This is a genomic window from Lysobacter olei (genome assembly GCF_054777355.1).
The window spans coordinates 118,049-132,489 of the sequence record NZ_BAAHAT010000003.1 but is presented as its reverse complement, the minus strand read 5'-3'; the positions used below and the strand labels follow the sequence as shown (position 1 = coordinate 132,489).

Below are 14,441 nucleotides of genomic sequence, written 5' to 3'. Positions count from 1 at the left end.
TTCCAACGCAGTGCGGGGGAGCACGCATGGATATCGCCGAACTGTTGGCGTTTTCGGTCAAGAACAAGGCTTCGGACCTTCACCTGTCGGCGGGCCTGCCGCCGATGATCCGCGTGGACGGTGACGTCCGCCGCATCAATATCCCGGCGCTGGAGCACAAGCAGGTGCATGCGCTGGTATACGACATCATGTCGGACAAGCAGCGCCGCGACTACGAGGAGTTCCTCGAGGTCGACTTCTCGTTCGAGATTCCCGGGCTGGCGCGCTTCCGCGTCAACGCCTTCAACCAGAACCGCGGCGCGGGTGCGGTGTTCCGTACCATTCCGTCCGAGGTGCTGACCCTGGAGGATCTTGGCTGCCCGAAGATCTTCAAGGACCTGATCAACCAGCCGCAGGGCCTGATCCTGGTCACCGGCCCGACCGGTTCGGGCAAGTCGACCACGCTGGCGGCGATGCTCGACCACATCAACAAGAACGAGTACGCGCACATCCTGTCGGTGGAAGACCCGATCGAGTTTGTGCACACCTCGCAGAAGTGCCTGATCAACCAGCGCGAAGTGCACCGCGACACGCACGGCTTCAACGAGGCGCTGCGTTCGGCGCTGCGTGAGGACCCCGACTACATCCTGGTCGGCGAAATGCGCGACATCGAGACCATCCGCCTGGCGCTGACCGCAGCCGAGACCGGCCACCTGGTGTTCGCCACCCTGCACACCTCGTCGGCGGCCAAGACCATCGACCGCATCATCGACGTGTTCCCGGCCGGCGAGAAGCCGATGGTGCGCTCGATGCTGTCGGAATCGCTGCGCGCGGTCATCAGCCAGGCGCTGCTGAAGAAGGTGGGCGGTGGCCGTACCGCGGCGTGGGAGATCATGGTGGGCACCCCGGCGATCCGCAACCTGATCCGCGAGGACAAGGTGGCGCAGATGTACTCGGCCATCCAGACCGGCCAGTCGGCCGGCATGATGACCCTGGACCAGCACCTTCAGGACCTGGTCAAGCGCGGCCTGATCCTGCGCCCGCAGGCGCGCGAGTACGCCAAGGACAAGCGCCTGTTCGAATGACTGCGCATCTCGTCGCCGCGATCGATTGATTTCTAGGCCGTGGCGCCCAAGGGCGCACGGCGGGGGAGTACCGCATGAGCACCATCGATTTCACCTCGTTCCTCAAGCTGATGGCCCACCAGAAGGCCTCGGACCTGTTCATTACCGCCGGCATGCCGCCGTCCATGAAGGTGCACGGCAAGATCTCGCCGATCACCCAGACCGCGCTGACGCCGCAGCAGAGCCGCGACCTGGTGCTGAACGTGATGACGCCGCAGCAGCGCGAGGAGTTCGAGAAGACGCACGAGTGCAACTTCGCCATCGGCGTGTCGGGCGTGGGCCGCTTCCGCGTGTCGTGCTTCTACCAGCGCAACCAGGTGGGCATGGTCCTGCGCCGCATCGAGACCAAGATCCCGACGGTGGAAGAGCTGAACCTGCCGCCGATCATCAAGACGCTGGCGATGACCAAGCGCGGCATCATCCTCTTCGTGGGCGCGACCGGCACCGGTAAGTCCACGTCGCTGGCGGCGATGATCGGTTACCGCAACCAGAACTCGACGGGCCACATCATCACCATCGAGGACCCGATCGAATTCGTGCACAAGCACGAGGGCTGCATCATCACCCAGCGCGAGGTCGGCATCGACACCGACAGCTGGGAGGCCGCGTTGAAGAACACCCTGCGCCAGGCGCCGGACGTGATCATGATCGGCGAGGTGCGCACCCGTGAGGGCATGGACCACGCCATCGCCTTCGCCGAAACCGGTCACCTGGTGCTGTGCACGCTGCATGCGAACAACGCCAACCAGGCGATGGACCGCATCATCAACTTCTTCCCGGAAGACCGCCGCCAGCAGCTGTTGATGGACCTGTCGCTGAACCTCAAGGGCGTGGTGGCGCAGCAGCTGATCCCGACGCCGGACGGCAAGGGTCGGCGCGTGGCGATGGAAATCCTGCTGGGCACGCCGCTGGTGCAGGACTACATCCGCGACGGCGAGATCCACAAGCTCAAGGAAGTGATGAAGGAATCCGTGCAGCTGGGCATGAAGACCTTCGACCAGGCCTTGTTCGAGCTGTACCAGGCCGGCGAGATCACCTACGAGGATGCGCTGCGGTACGCCGACAGCCAGAACGAGGTGCGCCTGCGCATCAAGCTGGCCCAGGGCGGCGATGCCAAGACCCTCTCCTCTGGCCTGGACGGCGTGGACCTGGCCGAGGTGCGCTGAGGCGGGGCCGGCTCAGCCGGCCAACGCCTCGATCAACACGCCTGCCACCTGGGCGGGCGTCTTGCGCAGCAGGCTCGTATTCACCTGCAGGCCGAACTCGCCGGTGGCAGGGTTGGCATGGGGCAGCCGAACGCCCCGTGCGCGGGCCCGCGTTGTCAGTGCATCCAGCACGTTGGACGCGGCGCCGGGGGCGGACAGGAAGAAGAGGCTGGTACCTGTCTCCAGCTTGCGGGCCGTGAATCGACCGCTGCTCTCCAGGCGCGCGATGAGCTCGTCCGCTGCCTGCCATGCCTTTGCATAGTCCTGTTCGTACGTCGTGGCAAAGCGCTGGGCGACAGCGACCTGCGACCACGCGTGCGGCAACGACCCGCCGAACATGCGCCGGGTGTGGTACAGCCCTTCCAGCAGCTGGGCGCTGCCCGCGAGGATGGCGCCGCCCGCGGCATTGAAGTGCTTCCACAGCGAGACATACACCGTGTCGAACAACGCGGTGTACTCGTGAAGGCCGCGGCCGGAGTGCAGGGGCAGGTTGAACAGGCGGGCGCCGTCGAGGTGCAGGCCGATGCCCTGCTCGCGCGCGTAGCCGCTCAGGTGCTGCAGCGAGGCGAAGTCCGCCATGCGGTGGTCCAGGCGTCGCACCGGGCTCTCGACGGATATGGCGCCGACCTTGCCCCGCACCCGACCGCTGGCGCTGCGTTCGACCCACGCACGCACGTCGTCAAGCTCCAGCGTCGCGCGGCCCGGTGCGAGGGGGACCAGGTTGAGGCCGCTCAGTTCGGTGGCGCCGTCGCCGCTGTCGTTGTAGAGGTGGCTTTCCGCCTGCACCAGCACCCGCCGGTCCTCGCGTGCGAGCCTGCGCACGGCAAGGTGGTTGGCCAGGGTGCCGGTCGGCACGAACATCGCCGCCTCCTTGCCGAGCAGTCGCGCGAACGTGCGTTCCAACTGCTCGATGGCGCCGCCGAGGCTGTAGGAGTCGGGCTGGAAGTCTTCGGCCGCCGCGACTTCAGCCAAGAGGGCCGCGTACTCGGGCGGACTGAGGCCCAGGCCGTCCAGGACCAGGTTCACCTCGGTGAAAAGCGGGCGTGTGCGGGCACGCCCCGGTGGCGTGGCGACGGCGGGGGCGCCTTGGGCCAGCAGGGGGGAGGCCGCGGCGAACGTGCCTGCGGCCAAGAAACTGCGACGATCCATTCGTACGTACTCCGTTACGCGTCCGAAAAGAGGGGGCTATTGCGCGCGCATCCACGGCGGCTGCAAGGCCGCGATGCGGGCGAAGGCGGGACAGTCCTCGCGATGGGTGCCGGGCAGGTACCCCAGGCTCATCAGGAACTCGCCGGTGATCTCGCCGCCGGTGAAGCGGAAAGTGCGCTTGAACAGCTTGACCCAGCCGGCCTTGTCGCGGGCCGCGCCGCCGTCGCGCAGGTGCGCATCCAGCCATTGCGCGAAACCGCCGTGCGAGCCGCGCAGGCGCTGCACCACCTGGGCGTTGTGGATCGCGGCGTCCACTTTCAGCCGGTTGCGGATGATGCCGGGGTCGGCCAGCAGCCGTTCGCGATCACGCGGCCCGTAGGCGGCCACGGTGTCGACGACGAACCCGTCGTAGGCGCGGCGGAAGCCGTCACGCTTCCTGAGGATCGTTTCCCAGCTCAGGCCGGCCTGGTTGATCTCCAGCACCAGGCGTTCGAACAGCACGGTCTCGTCGCGGTGCGGAACGCCGTACTCGGTGTCGTGGTAGGGGCCGTGCAGGGGGTGGCCCGGAGCGAAATCGCAGTAGCTGGACATGGACGGCCGCCGGAATGTCGCCCGGAGTATGGCACGGGCTAGAATGGGCGTATGTCACTGATGCCCACGCCCCTGACCAACCAGTTGCTGATCGCGTTGCCGGCGTTGACCGACGGCAACTTTGCCCGCAGCGTCACGCTGGTGTGCCAGCACGACGACGACGGAGCGATGGGCATCATGGTCAACAAGCCGTCCGAGTACACGCTCGGCGACGTGCTGGGGCAGATGGGGCTTGAGGCCCCCGACCCCGCAATGGCCGCGCAGATCGTGCTGGCGGGCGGTCCGGTGCATCCCGAGCGTGGCTTTGTGCTGCACGATGGCGGCATGCGCTGGGATTCCTCGCTGCAGGTGAGTGAGACCCTGTTCCTCACCACCTCGCGCGACATTCTCGAGGCGATGGCCAAGGGCGAGGGACCGGCCCATGCCCTGGTCGCGCTGGGCTGCGCCGGCTGGGGCCAAGGGCAGCTCGAGCAGGAGCTGACCGAGAATGACTGGCTGACTGCGCCGGTGGACGCTGAATTGCTCTTCGCGCTGCCCCTGGAGGCGCGCTGGCAAGCCGCGGCCGGCCGCATTGGCGTCGACTTCGCCCACCTGGCCGATTACGCCGGGCACGCATGAGCGCCACCATTCGTCGCGACGGCACGGTGCTGGGCTTCGACGTGGGGGCACGCCGCATCGGCGTGGCGGTGGGCAGCGCCTTTGGCCACGGCGCGCGCGCGCTGGCCGTGGTGGACGTGCACGCCAACGGGCCCGACTGGCCGGCCATCGATCGCCTGCTCAAGGAGTGGCGCCCTGACGGCATCGTGATCGGCGATCCGATGACCCTCGAGGGCGGCGACCAACCCATTCGCGAGCGTGCGCACGCCTTCGCCCGCGAACTGCACGGCCGCTGCAAGCTGCCGGTGGTGCTGGTGGACGAGCGTTCCAGCTCCATCGAGGCCGCGCAGCGCTTCGCCAGCGACCGCGCCGAAGGCCGCAAGCGCCGCCGCGATGCCGAGGCGCTGGACGCCGTGGCCGCGGCCGTCATCATCGAACGCTGGCTCGCCGCCCCCGACGACGCCACCCCGCTCGCCAACCTGCCTTCCGCATGACCTCCCAGACCGACACGTTCGGCGCCCTGCGCCATTTGCTCACCCTTGATGGGATGCCGCGCGCGCAACTGCTCGCACTGCTCGACCGCGCGCAACACTTCGCCGAAGGGCATGACGCGCGCGGCGCGCTGGCCGGCACCGCGGTATGCACGCTGTTCTTCGAACCGTCCACCCGCACCCGCATGAGCTTCACCCTCGCTGCGCAACGGTTGGGCGCGGATGTACTGAGCTTCGATGCGTCGTCGTCCTCCACCAGCAAGGGCGAGACGGCGCGCGACACATTGAAGAACCTCGAAGCCATGGGCGTGCGCGGTTTCGTCGTCCGCCACAAGCAGGACGGCGCCGTGGCCGAGCTCGCCGCCGCCGCCAATGCCGGCACGGCGCTGCTCAACGCGGGCGACGGCCGCAGCAACCATCCCACCCAGGGGCTGCTGGACATGCTGACCCTGCGCCAGGCCAAGGGCGCGGACTTCTCGCGGTTGAAGATCGCGATCGTCGGCGACGTGAAGCACTCGCGTGTAGCCCGTTCGGACCTGCACGCGCTGCGCACGCTGGGCGCGGCCGACATCCGCGTCTGCGGCCCGGCGTCGTTGCTGCCGGAAGACGGCACGTTGGCCGGCTGCACGGTCACCCATGACCTTGACGCGGCGCTCGAAGGCGTCGACGTGGCCATGATGCTGCGGCTCCAGCGCGAGCGCATGGAAGAGGGACTGGTGGATTCGCTGGACGACTACCACCGCGACTATGGCCTGAGCGTCCAGCGCCTGCGCCGCGCCGCGGCCGACGCGGTGGTGATGCACCCGGGGCCGATGAACCGAGGCGTGGAGATCACCGATGAGGTGGCCGATGGCCCCCAATCGCTGATCCTCCGCCAAGTGCGCAACGGCGTGGCCGCACGCATGGCGGTTCTCGAGGCGCTGCTGTCTCCGGGCGGGCCTATTTCCCCGGGTTGACCCCCGCGATTCTCATCCCGGGGCTCCACGCTTTCTGCCGGCAAGCGTATGCTCAAGCCGGGGAGTAATGGGGAGTTGTGTGGCAGTCTCGGGCCGCTCATCGCGATGGCAGCGCAATGCCGGTTTGGCCTTGGCCACGGCAATGCTCTTTTACGTGTCCTTTCCCTACCGGGCCGAGTTCTTTGGCCACGTGGCAAGCGCATCGCTCGCCCACCTGCACCTGGGCCTGATGCTCGCCGTCGCCATGCTGGTGCGCGACCCCTGGGCGCTGAGGGCCTGCGTGGCGGCGGCCACGATCTCCTGGTTGGCGCGCGTGGCATCGCATTCCGGGCTGACATGGCTGCACTGGGCCTGGGCGCCGGCATTCGCGGTGTTCACTTACGCCTTGCTGCGCTGGGTCGCGGCACGGCTCGGGTGGCCCCGCGCCGTGCCACGCGGCCGCCTGCGGGTGCGCGACCTATGGCAGTTCGCGTTGCTGGGCGGGGGCGTGCTGGCGCTGGCCCCTGCGGCCGCGAACCTCGCGTTGTACCTGGGCGAAAGCGCCCTGGCCGGCACGCCGCACCTGGACTGGAATGCGTTCGTCCAGGTAACACTGGCGAAGTTCTTCGGCGTGGCGATCCTCACGCTGCCCATCGTGGTGGTGGCGACGGACGGCGCTCGCCGCCGCGGTCCGGCCTGGTGGGCGGGCGTGCCGTGGACGGTCCTGTTGGCGGGGCTGCTGCCCCATGTGGCGCTGATCGCGTTGCAGGCCAACGGCCTTGATGCTTCGGCATTCCTGGCGGCGGCACTGGAATATCGCCTGCTGCTGTTGGGACTGGTCGCCCTGTTGGCGCTGCGCTCGCCCGTCGAGGTCGCCATGCCGGCACTGGCGGCGACCCAGTGGCTGTTCGTCCTGGCGGTGTCCAGCCGCAGCGCACAAGCCACGCTCGTCGATGCCCTGTACATGGCACGGATGGCGGCGGAACTGGTGCTGATCCAGGGGACGGTGTTGACCCTGTACATGCGGGTGCGTGACCAGGTGCGGCGGGCCGCGCGCTACCACCGCGCGAGTCAGGTGGAACCGTTCTCCGGCTTGCGCAACCTGACCGCACTGCGCGCGAGGGCGACGCGCGAGGGCGTGGGTTCGTTGGGCTTCCTGGTGCTGGACCGCAGTGACCGGCTGACCGCCAGCCTCGGTCCCCGTGCCGATTCCCGGCTGCTGTTGCGGCTGTCACGGCACCTGCGCGGCCTTGCTGACAGCTACTACATGGGGACGTCGCGACTGGCCCTGGTGCTGCCCGAAGGCCCTGCCATCGCCGGCGATGGCCACGATGCTCGAACCGGCGAGGCGCAATCCGCGAGCGCGTGGCAACGGGTGCTGTCGCGGATCAGCGACTTCGAATACCGCGAAGGGGGTCGGCTGGTGCGGGTGTTGCCGTACCTTGGGGTCAGCCACGTCGACGGCGGTCGCGATGACATCGAATCACGCATGACGCAAGCCGCCAACGCGGCCTTCGAAGCGCGCGAGCGAGGCGAGTTGCGCACGGTGTTCGCGCCCGCGGAAGGCCCGCGCACCGGCCATCGGCTGCCGGGGGGCACGAACAGCCAACGATCGCTGGCGATGGCGGCCACCGTGCTGTCACGCATCCGTGCAGGCGAATTGGAGCTGCATTTCCAGCGCATCGAGCCACTCAATGCGAGCCTGCACGCGGAAGAGGTGGCCGGTGAGGTGCTGGTCCGGCTGCGCGACACCGATGGCCGATTGATGTTCCCAGGCGAATTCCTGGGTGAACTGCAGGCCGACCACCGGATGGCGGAGCTCGACCTTGCGGTACTTCGTCGCCTGGACGGGTGGCTGCGCGAAAACGAGGGGCGCTTGCCGGACTTCCACCACCTGGCGGTCAACATCAGCGGTCAGTCACTGTCGTCCCATGCCTTTGCCGAGGAATGGCTGGCACTGGTCGACGGCTTTCCATTGCCGCCCGGCAAGTTGTGCTTCGAGGTCACCGAGACGGCGGGCATCACGCACGAGGAGGAGGCCATGGCCCTCCTGCACGCACTGCGCGCGCGCGGCTGCAGCGTGGCGCTGGATGACTTCGGCGTGGGCCACCAGTCGTTCGAGCGGCTCAAGCAGGTACCGGCGAACGTGATCAAGATCGACGGCACCTTTGTGCGGGGCATGGCCGGGTCAAGCCGCGACTACGCCCTGGTGCGCGCACTGGTGCTGGCGGCGCAGGCGTTCGAGGCCGAAACGGTGGCCGAGTTCGTGGAAGACCGGCAGACGGCGCATGACCTGCGTCGCCTGGGCGTGGGGTGGGGCCAAGGCTGGTACTGGTCCAAGCCCCGTCCCATCGATGAGCTGCTGACGGCTCCCGTCGAGTGCGTCGCCTCGTCGGGCGACCTCGAACCGGACTGAGCGACGTCACAGCGTCAGGACGAGCCCCGGCCCGCCAGCCGGTCAGCGAAGCAGCAGCAGCGTCGCCAGCCCGAGGAAGGTGAAGAAGCCCATCACGTCGGTGACCGTGGTCAGGAAAATGCTGCTGGCCAGCGCCGGGTCGTAACCCGCGCGCTTGAGCGTCACCGGAACCATCACGCCCGCCAGTGCGGCGAACAACAGGTTGGCGGTCAGTGCGGTGAAGATCACCAGTGACAGCCCCAGGTTCTGGAACCACACCAGCACGATCAGCGACAGCACCAGCCCCAGCACCAGCCCGTTGAGCAACGCCACGCGCGCTTCCTTCCACAGGAGCGTGCGGATGTTGGAGGCGCCCACCTGGCCCAACGCCAGGCCGCGCACCATCAGCGCCAGCACCTGGGTGCCGGCGTTGCCGCCCATGCCGGCGACGATGGGCATCAGCACCGCCAATGCGACGATTTCATCGATGGTGCCCTTGAAGCTGTCGACAACCTTCGCGGCCAGGAACGCCGTGCCCAGGTTGATGCTCAGCCACATCAGGCGGCGGCGCCACGCGCGCGGCACCGGGCTGAACAGGTCCTCGTCCTCGTCCAGGCCGGCGGCGCCCAGCGCCTGGTGCTCGGCCTGGTCGCGGATGATGTCGACCACGTCGTCGATCGTGATGCGGCCGAGCAGGATGTTGTTGTCGTCCACCACCGGGGCGCTGATCCAGTCGTGGTCGGAGAACTGGCGCGCGACTTCGGTGGCGGTCTCGCCCACGTCGATCGCGGGCTGCTCGTCGTCGACCAGCTTGTTGATCGGCGTGCCAGGCTCGTGGGTCAGTAGCGCGGTGACCGCGATGCGGCCCAGGTACTGGTGGCGACGGCTGACCACGTACAGGTGGTCGGTGTGGTCGGGCAGCTCGCCGCGCAGGCGCAGGTAGCGCAGCACGACGTCGATGGTGGTGTCGGTGCGGACCGTCACCACGTCGGGGTTCATCAGGCGTCCGGCAGTGTCCTCCGGGTACGACAGCACCTGCTCCAGACGATCGCGGTTCTCGCGGTCCATCGACTTGAGCACTTCGTCGATGACGGTGTCCGGCAGGTCCTCGACCAGGTCGGCGAGGTCGTCGATGTCCAGGTCCTCGACCGCCGCGACCAGTTCGTCCGGGTCCATGTCGGCGATGAGGTCCTCGCGGACGTCCTCACCCACGTGCAGCAACACCTCGCCGTCGTCCTCCGGGTCGACCAGGCCCCACACCACCGTGCGCTTGCCCGGCGGCAGCGACTCCAGCAGGTTGCCGATCTCGGCCGGGGAGAGGGTGTTGACCAGCCGCTTGACCGGACCGAGGCGGCCGCTGTCGAGTGCATCGGACAGCAGTCGCAGCTGGCGTGCGGTCTTGTCGTGGCGGATGGCTTCGGCCATGCGGCGCTCCGTGGGCGGTCTCGGGGAAGCGGCACGGGCCGGTTCCAGCGGGGAGCCGCAACCATCGCCTCGGGTGGGCGACGACGGATGCGACCGGGCGTCATGCGTTCATGCGCGCATTATCGCCCCTGGAGGCCATGCTGCACACCCCGCGGCGGCCAATTGAGTCATGCCACTGGCGCTGACGCGCCTGTGTGCGCCTGCACTGCACGCCCGCCTGTCAGGGGCGGCAGGCGCGTTCGACCCAGGCTTCGATGTCGCTGCGGTCGCGCGCGCGCATGAGCGATGGCGTGCGCTTCTTCAACGTGGCCAGGTCGCACTCGCGGATGCGACGCCGCACTTCCAGCAATGTGCCCGGGTGGAGGCTGAACTCCTTCAGCCCCAGGGCCAGCAGCAGCGGGGTGAAGGTCGGGTCGCCGGCCATCTCGCCGCAGACCGCCACGGACTTGCCGTGTGCACCGGCCAGGCGGATGACGTCGCGCACCAGCCGGATCACCGCCGGATGCAGCGGCGTGTACAGGTCGACCAACGCCTCGTTGTTGCGGTCGGTGGCCAGCAGGTACTGCACCAGGTCGTTGGTGCCGATGGACAGGAAGTCGAGCTTGCCGATGTAGCCCGGCAGCGCGAGTGCGGCGGCGGGCACCTCGATCATGGCGCCCAGCGGCACGTAATCGGCAATCTCGAACCCCTGCGAGCGCAGGTCACGGCCGATGAGCTTGATGCGCGTGCGGACCGAGGCAATCTCCTCGCGCGACGTCACCATCGGCACCAGGATGCGGACTGGCCCGTAGCCCGAAGCGCGCAGCACGGCGCGCAACTGGGTGTCGAGCAGGCCGGGACGCGCCATCGACAGGCGCACGCCGCGCAGCCCCAGCGCCGGGTTGGGCTCGTCGCGCAGCGCGAGTCCGGTGCGGTCGGCCTTGTCCGCGCCCAGATCCAGGGTACGGATGGTCACCGGCCGCCCACTCATGCCGAGCACGACATCGCGGTACGCGCGGAACTGCTCTTCCTCGTCCGGCAGCTCGTGGCGCTGCAGGAACAAAAACTCGGTGCGGTACAGGCCGATGCCGCTCGCGCCTAGCGCATGGGCTTCGGCCACGTCCTCGCGCGATTCGGCGTTGGCCAGCAGTTGGATGTCGTGGTCGTCGCGGGTGCGCGTGGGCTCGCGCCGCAGGCGATGCAGTTCCTTGCGCTCGCGGATGTACTCGCGCTCGCGCGCACGATGGTCGCGCAGGTCGTCGGGGCTGGGTTCGCGCACGACCAGGCCGCTGCCGCCGTCGACCACCAATGCGTCGCCATCGTTGATCTTCTGCAGCGCCTGCGCCGCGCCGACCACCAGGGGCAGGTGGAGGCTGCGGGCGAGGATGGCGCTGTGCGACAGCATGCTGCCGCCGGCGGTGACGATGGCCACCACGCCTTGCGCCTGCAGCTGCGCCAGTTCGGCGGGGGCGACGCTGTCGGTGACCAAGATCTCGCCGGCCATTCCGGCGGTCTCGGCCACGTGGCGATGCAAGGCCGCATGGATGCGGCCGATCACCTGGTCGATGTCGTCGACGCGGCTGCGGAAATAATCATCGTCCATCGCCTCGAACACGCCGACAATGCGGTCGCGTTGCAGGCGCAAGGCGTAGTCCGCGGTGTAGCGCCCGGTGCGGATCAGTGCGTCCAGCCCCTGCAGCAGCTCGGGGTCGTCCAGCAGCAGCGTGTGCAGGTCGAGGAACTCGCCGACCTCGTGCGCCAGCGCGCCATGCAGGCGTTCGCGCAGCGCGTGCATCTCGCCACGCACCGTCTCGATCGCTTCGTGCAGGCGGACCAGTTCACCTTCGACCTCGTCGGCCCCAATCTGCTCCTCGGCCACCTCCAGCGCATGCGGCAGGCGGACCCGGGCGCGTCCCAGTGCGCTCCCGCGCGACGCCCCCAGTCCGTTGAAAACCTGCCTCATCCGGGAACTCCGCTCAGCTGTCTTCGTCGAAACGGCGGTCGAACAGCGACGCGACGGCGTCGCAGGCCGTACCTTCGTCTTCGCCTTCGACACGCAGCTTGACCTGGGTGCCCTGGCCCGCCGCCAGCAGCATCACGCCCATGATGCTCTTGGCGTTGACCTCGCGGCCCTTGGCGACGAGGGTCACGTTGCTCTTGTAGCCCGACAGCAGTTGCACCAGCTTCGCGGTGGCCCGGGCATGCAGGCCGAGGCGGTTGGAGACGGTCAGTTCGCGTTCGATCATGTGGGGGGCCTCACGCGTCGTCCAGGATCACGCCATTGCGGGCGCCGGCGGATGCCACGGCGGGCAGCTCGTCCAGCTCCAGCTCCGCATAATTGAATACCCGCAGCAGCATCGGCAGGCTCACCGCCGACACCCGTCGCACCGGCGTTCCCAACCGTGCCACACGGGCCGCGAGGTTGCTGGGCGAGGCGCCATACAGGTCGGTCAGCACCAGCACGCCGGCACCACCGTCCACGCGACGCAGCGCGGCGCTCGCCTGCGGGAGCAATTCGTCCGGGTCGCTGCCGAATGGCACTTCCAACGACTCGGTGCGCAACGGCAACGTGCGCAGCAGGCCGGTGGCCACCGCGAGGAGTGCGTTGCCAATGCCAGGGTGGGTGATGAGCAGGATTCCGACGGCCATGGGGGAAACTTAACAGAGCGGGGAGGCCGCCCGGAAGCGGGTGGCCCATTCGAGGCGTCGCTGGGCAGCGGCGCGCGGCAGGTGTCGCTAGTCCAGCTCGCGGTGGTGCACGGCCACTTCATCCCAGCCGCGCGCGCGCGCGTGGGCGGCCATGCGTTCGGCGAGATAGACCGAGCGGTGGCGGCCCCCCGTGCAGCCGAACGCGATGGTCACGTAACTGCGGGTGGTGTCGGCATTCATGCGTGGCAGCCACATGTCCAGGAACTGGCTGAGCTGGCCGAAGAACGCCTCGACATCCGGCTGCCGGTCCAGATAGTCACGCACCCCGGCATCGCGCCCGGACAAGGGACGCAGCACGGCGTCCCAATGCGGGTTGGGCAGGGCGCGCGCGTCGAACACGAAGTCCGCCTCGGCAGGCACGCCGTGGCGGTACGCGAAGGACTCGAACAGCAGCGACAGCTTCTTGTCGTTGCCCATTTCGAAGTCGGTGATGATCTGGCGCCGGAGCTGGTGGACGTTGAGCGCGCTGGTATCGATCACCGTGTCCGCGATCTGGCGCAACGGGCGCAGCAGTTCGCGTTCGCGGTCGATCGCCTCCACCAAGGGGAGGCCCAGGTGGCTGAGCGGATGGCGGCGGCGCGTGTCCGCGTAGCGGCGCAGCAGGACCTCATCGGAGCATTCGAAGAACAACAGCCGGGGGTCCAGTCCCAGTTCGCCGACGGCCGACAGCCACCCAGACGCCTTGGCCAGGCCGCCGCTCCGGTTGCGTACATCGATGCCGACCGCCAGCTTGGGCGGCGCATCCTCGCCGCTACTGACGCTGCGCACGAACGGCGACAGCATCTCGATCGGCAGGTTGTCGACGCAGTAGTACCCCAGATCCTCGAACGTGCGCAGCGCCACCGACTTGCCCGAGCCGGACAGGCCACTGACGATCACCAGCGACGGGACGCCCGACGTGCTCATGCTTCGCCTCGCTCCAGGAAGTTGCTGTGGCGCGCGATGAAGGCCGCAGCCGGGTCCAGGCCCTTCATGCGCAGGCTGTGCAGGCGCGTGGCGGCCTCGGTCAGCACGGCGAGGTTGCGGCCGGGCATCACCGGCAACGTGGTCATCGGCACGTCCAGGTCGAGGATGCGGCGCGTGCTGTTGTCGCCGGTCAGGCGTTCCAGGCCACTGGGCAGCGGGTCGGTCATCGGCTTGGTGAGATGGACGATGAGGCGAAGGTACTTGTTCTTCTTGACCGCTGTGTCGCCGAACATCTGGCGGATGTTGAGCACGCCCAGTCCGCGCACTTCCAGCAGGTCCTGAAGCATGTCCGGGCAGGTGCCGTCGAGCACGTCGGGGGCGATCTGGGTGAACTCGGGTGCGTCATCGGCCACGAGCCGGTGGCCGCGGGTGATCAGTTCCAGTGCTAGTTCGCTTTTGCCCGATCCGGACTCACCGGTGATGAGCACGCCAATGGAGTAGATCTCCATGAACACGCCATGCAGAGTGATGCGGGGGGCCAGGGCGCGCGCCAGATGGTACTGGAGCAGGTTGAGCAGTTCATGGCCGCGCCGCGGCGAACACCACAACGGGGTGTCCGACTCCTCGGCCGCCAGGCGCAGGTCCTCCGGACAGGCCTGGCTCTTGCTCACCACCAGCGCCAAGGGGCGGAACTGGATGATCTTTTCGATCGTCTCCCAGCGCTGGCGCGGATCCAGCCCGTCCAGCCAGGACAGCTCCTCGGTGCCCAGGATCTGCACCTTGTTCGGGTAGATGGCGTTGAGGTAGCCCGCCAGCGAAGGTCGTCGGGCGACGGTGTCGCCGGCTTCCAGCATGCGGTCGCCGCCCGACTGGCCGGCGATCCAGCGCAGGTCCAGACGTTCGCGCTGCTGGTCGAAGAGTTCGTTGGCGCTGATGCGGGTCGTCATCAGTCCATC

The 14,441-nt window shown here is 68.4% G+C and carries 14 protein-coding genes; 6 read left to right on the top strand and 8 right to left on the bottom strand.

Annotated features, from left to right (window positions below):
* Positions 1-26 precede the first annotated feature (26 nt).
* Both ACYVBS_RS05535 and ACYVBS_RS05530 read left to right on the top strand, forming a co-directional pair.
* Positions 27-1,064 (top strand): type IV pilus twitching motility protein PilT, encoded by a 1,038-nt coding sequence (locus ACYVBS_RS05535; protein WP_460822335.1) that lies wholly within the window; start codon positions 27-29, stop codon positions 1,062-1,064.
* 74 nt (positions 1,065-1,138) lie between these two features.
* Entirely contained in the window at positions 1,139-2,269 is a 1,131-nt protein-coding gene (locus ACYVBS_RS05530; protein WP_460822334.1) for a PilT/PilU family type 4a pilus ATPase, read from the top strand.
* A 12-nt stretch (positions 2,270-2,281) separates the two neighbouring features.
* Here ACYVBS_RS05530 and ACYVBS_RS05525 read toward each other — a convergent pair whose 3' ends face one another.
* A complete protein-coding gene (locus tag ACYVBS_RS05525; RefSeq protein WP_460822333.1) occupies positions 2,282-3,457 on the bottom strand; it encodes a threonine aldolase family protein in 1,176 nt (391 codons plus the stop codon).
* Between the two features lie 36 nt (positions 3,458-3,493).
* A complete protein-coding gene (locus ACYVBS_RS05520; protein ID WP_460822332.1) occupies positions 3,494-4,048 on the bottom strand; it encodes a DNA-3-methyladenine glycosylase I in 555 nt (184 codons plus the stop codon).
* A gap of 51 nt (positions 4,049-4,099) precedes the next feature.
* On the opposite strand from ACYVBS_RS05520, the gene ACYVBS_RS05515 reads away from it, so the two are divergent.
* The 4 genes from ACYVBS_RS05515 (at position 4,100) to ACYVBS_RS05500 (ending at position 8,487) form a co-directional block, all read left to right on the top strand.
* Positions 4,100-4,666, top strand: a complete 567-nt coding sequence (locus ACYVBS_RS05515) for a YqgE/AlgH family protein (protein ID WP_460822330.1) — start codon at positions 4,100-4,102, stop codon at positions 4,664-4,666.
* Positions 4,663-5,139, top strand: coding sequence for a Holliday junction resolvase RuvX (gene ruvX / locus ACYVBS_RS05510; RefSeq protein WP_460822329.1), 477 nt, complete (start codon positions 4,663-4,665; stop codon positions 5,137-5,139). Before ACYVBS_RS05515 ends, ruvX begins: the two co-directional genes overlap by 4 nt.
* Positions 5,136-6,092, top strand: coding sequence for an aspartate carbamoyltransferase catalytic subunit (locus ACYVBS_RS05505; RefSeq protein ID WP_460822328.1), 957 nt, complete (start codon positions 5,136-5,138; stop codon positions 6,090-6,092). The genes ruvX and ACYVBS_RS05505 overlap by 4 nt, the downstream gene beginning before the upstream one ends.
* A gap of 154 nt (positions 6,093-6,246) precedes the next feature.
* Entirely contained in the window at positions 6,247-8,487 is a 2,241-nt protein-coding gene (locus tag ACYVBS_RS05500; protein WP_460822327.1) for an EAL domain-containing protein, read from the top strand.
* 42 nt (positions 8,488-8,529) lie between these two features.
* Here ACYVBS_RS05500 and mgtE read toward each other — a convergent pair whose 3' ends face one another.
* The 6 genes from mgtE to hprK all read right to left on the bottom strand — a co-directional run bounded on the left by mgtE (position 8,530) and on the right by hprK (position 14,432).
* Positions 8,530-9,891: a magnesium transporter gene (gene mgtE / locus ACYVBS_RS05495; protein ID WP_460822326.1), complete on the bottom strand. Its 1,362-nt coding sequence runs from the start codon at positions 9,889-9,891 to the stop codon at positions 8,530-8,532.
* A 220-nt stretch (positions 9,892-10,111) separates the two neighbouring features.
* On the bottom strand, positions 10,112-11,833 hold the full coding sequence (gene ptsP, locus ACYVBS_RS05490; RefSeq protein ID WP_460822325.1) for a phosphoenolpyruvate--protein phosphotransferase: 1,722 nt from the start codon (positions 11,831-11,833) through the stop codon (positions 10,112-10,114).
* 13 nt (positions 11,834-11,846) lie between these two features.
* On the bottom strand, positions 11,847-12,116 hold the full coding sequence (locus ACYVBS_RS05485) for an HPr family phosphocarrier protein (protein WP_460822324.1): 270 nt from the start codon (positions 12,114-12,116) through the stop codon (positions 11,847-11,849).
* A gap of 10 nt (positions 12,117-12,126) precedes the next feature.
* A complete protein-coding gene (locus ACYVBS_RS05480; protein ID WP_460822323.1) occupies positions 12,127-12,519 on the bottom strand; it encodes a PTS sugar transporter subunit IIA in 393 nt (130 codons plus the stop codon).
* A gap of 87 nt (positions 12,520-12,606) precedes the next feature.
* Positions 12,607-13,485: an RNase adapter RapZ gene (gene rapZ, locus ACYVBS_RS05475; RefSeq protein WP_460822322.1), complete on the bottom strand. Its 879-nt coding sequence runs from the start codon at positions 13,483-13,485 to the stop codon at positions 12,607-12,609.
* Positions 13,482-14,432: an HPr(Ser) kinase/phosphatase gene (hprK, locus tag ACYVBS_RS05470; RefSeq protein ID WP_460822321.1), complete on the bottom strand. Its 951-nt coding sequence runs from the start codon at positions 14,430-14,432 to the stop codon at positions 13,482-13,484. Before hprK ends, rapZ begins: the two co-directional genes overlap by 4 nt.
* Positions 14,433-14,441: the final 9 nt, after the last annotated feature.

Coding starts and splice junctions, on each gene's coding strand:
- rapZ (WP_460822322.1), bottom strand. CDS start 13,485: ATGAGCACGTCGGGCGTCCCGTCGCTGGTGATCGTCAGTGGCCTGTCC.
- ACYVBS_RS05515 (WP_460822330.1), top strand. CDS start 4,100: ATGTCACTGATGCCCACGCCCCTGACCAACCAGTTGCTGATCGCGTTG.
- ACYVBS_RS05520 (WP_460822332.1), bottom strand. CDS start 4,048: ATGTCCAGCTACTGCGATTTCGCTCCGGGCCACCCCCTGCACGGCCCC.
- hprK (WP_460822321.1), bottom strand. CDS start 14,432: ATGACGACCCGCATCAGCGCCAACGAACTCTTCGACCAGCAGCGCGAA.
- ACYVBS_RS05525 (WP_460822333.1), bottom strand. CDS start 3,457: ATGGATCGTCGCAGTTTCTTGGCCGCAGGCACGTTCGCCGCGGCCTCC.
- ACYVBS_RS05485 (WP_460822324.1), bottom strand. CDS start 12,116: ATGATCGAACGCGAACTGACCGTCTCCAACCGCCTCGGCCTGCATGCC.
- ACYVBS_RS05505 (WP_460822328.1), top strand. CDS start 5,136: ATGACCTCCCAGACCGACACGTTCGGCGCCCTGCGCCATTTGCTCACC.
- ptsP (WP_460822325.1), bottom strand. CDS start 11,833: ATGAGGCAGGTTTTCAACGGACTGGGGGCGTCGCGCGGGAGCGCACTG.
- ruvX (WP_460822329.1), top strand. CDS start 4,663: ATGAGCGCCACCATTCGTCGCGACGGCACGGTGCTGGGCTTCGACGTG.
- ACYVBS_RS05535 (WP_460822335.1), top strand. CDS start 27: ATGGATATCGCCGAACTGTTGGCGTTTTCGGTCAAGAACAAGGCTTCG.
- ACYVBS_RS05480 (WP_460822323.1), bottom strand. CDS start 12,519: ATGGCCGTCGGAATCCTGCTCATCACCCACCCTGGCATTGGCAACGCA.
- ACYVBS_RS05530 (WP_460822334.1), top strand. CDS start 1,139: ATGAGCACCATCGATTTCACCTCGTTCCTCAAGCTGATGGCCCACCAG.
- mgtE (WP_460822326.1), bottom strand. CDS start 9,891: ATGGCCGAAGCCATCCGCCACGACAAGACCGCACGCCAGCTGCGACTG.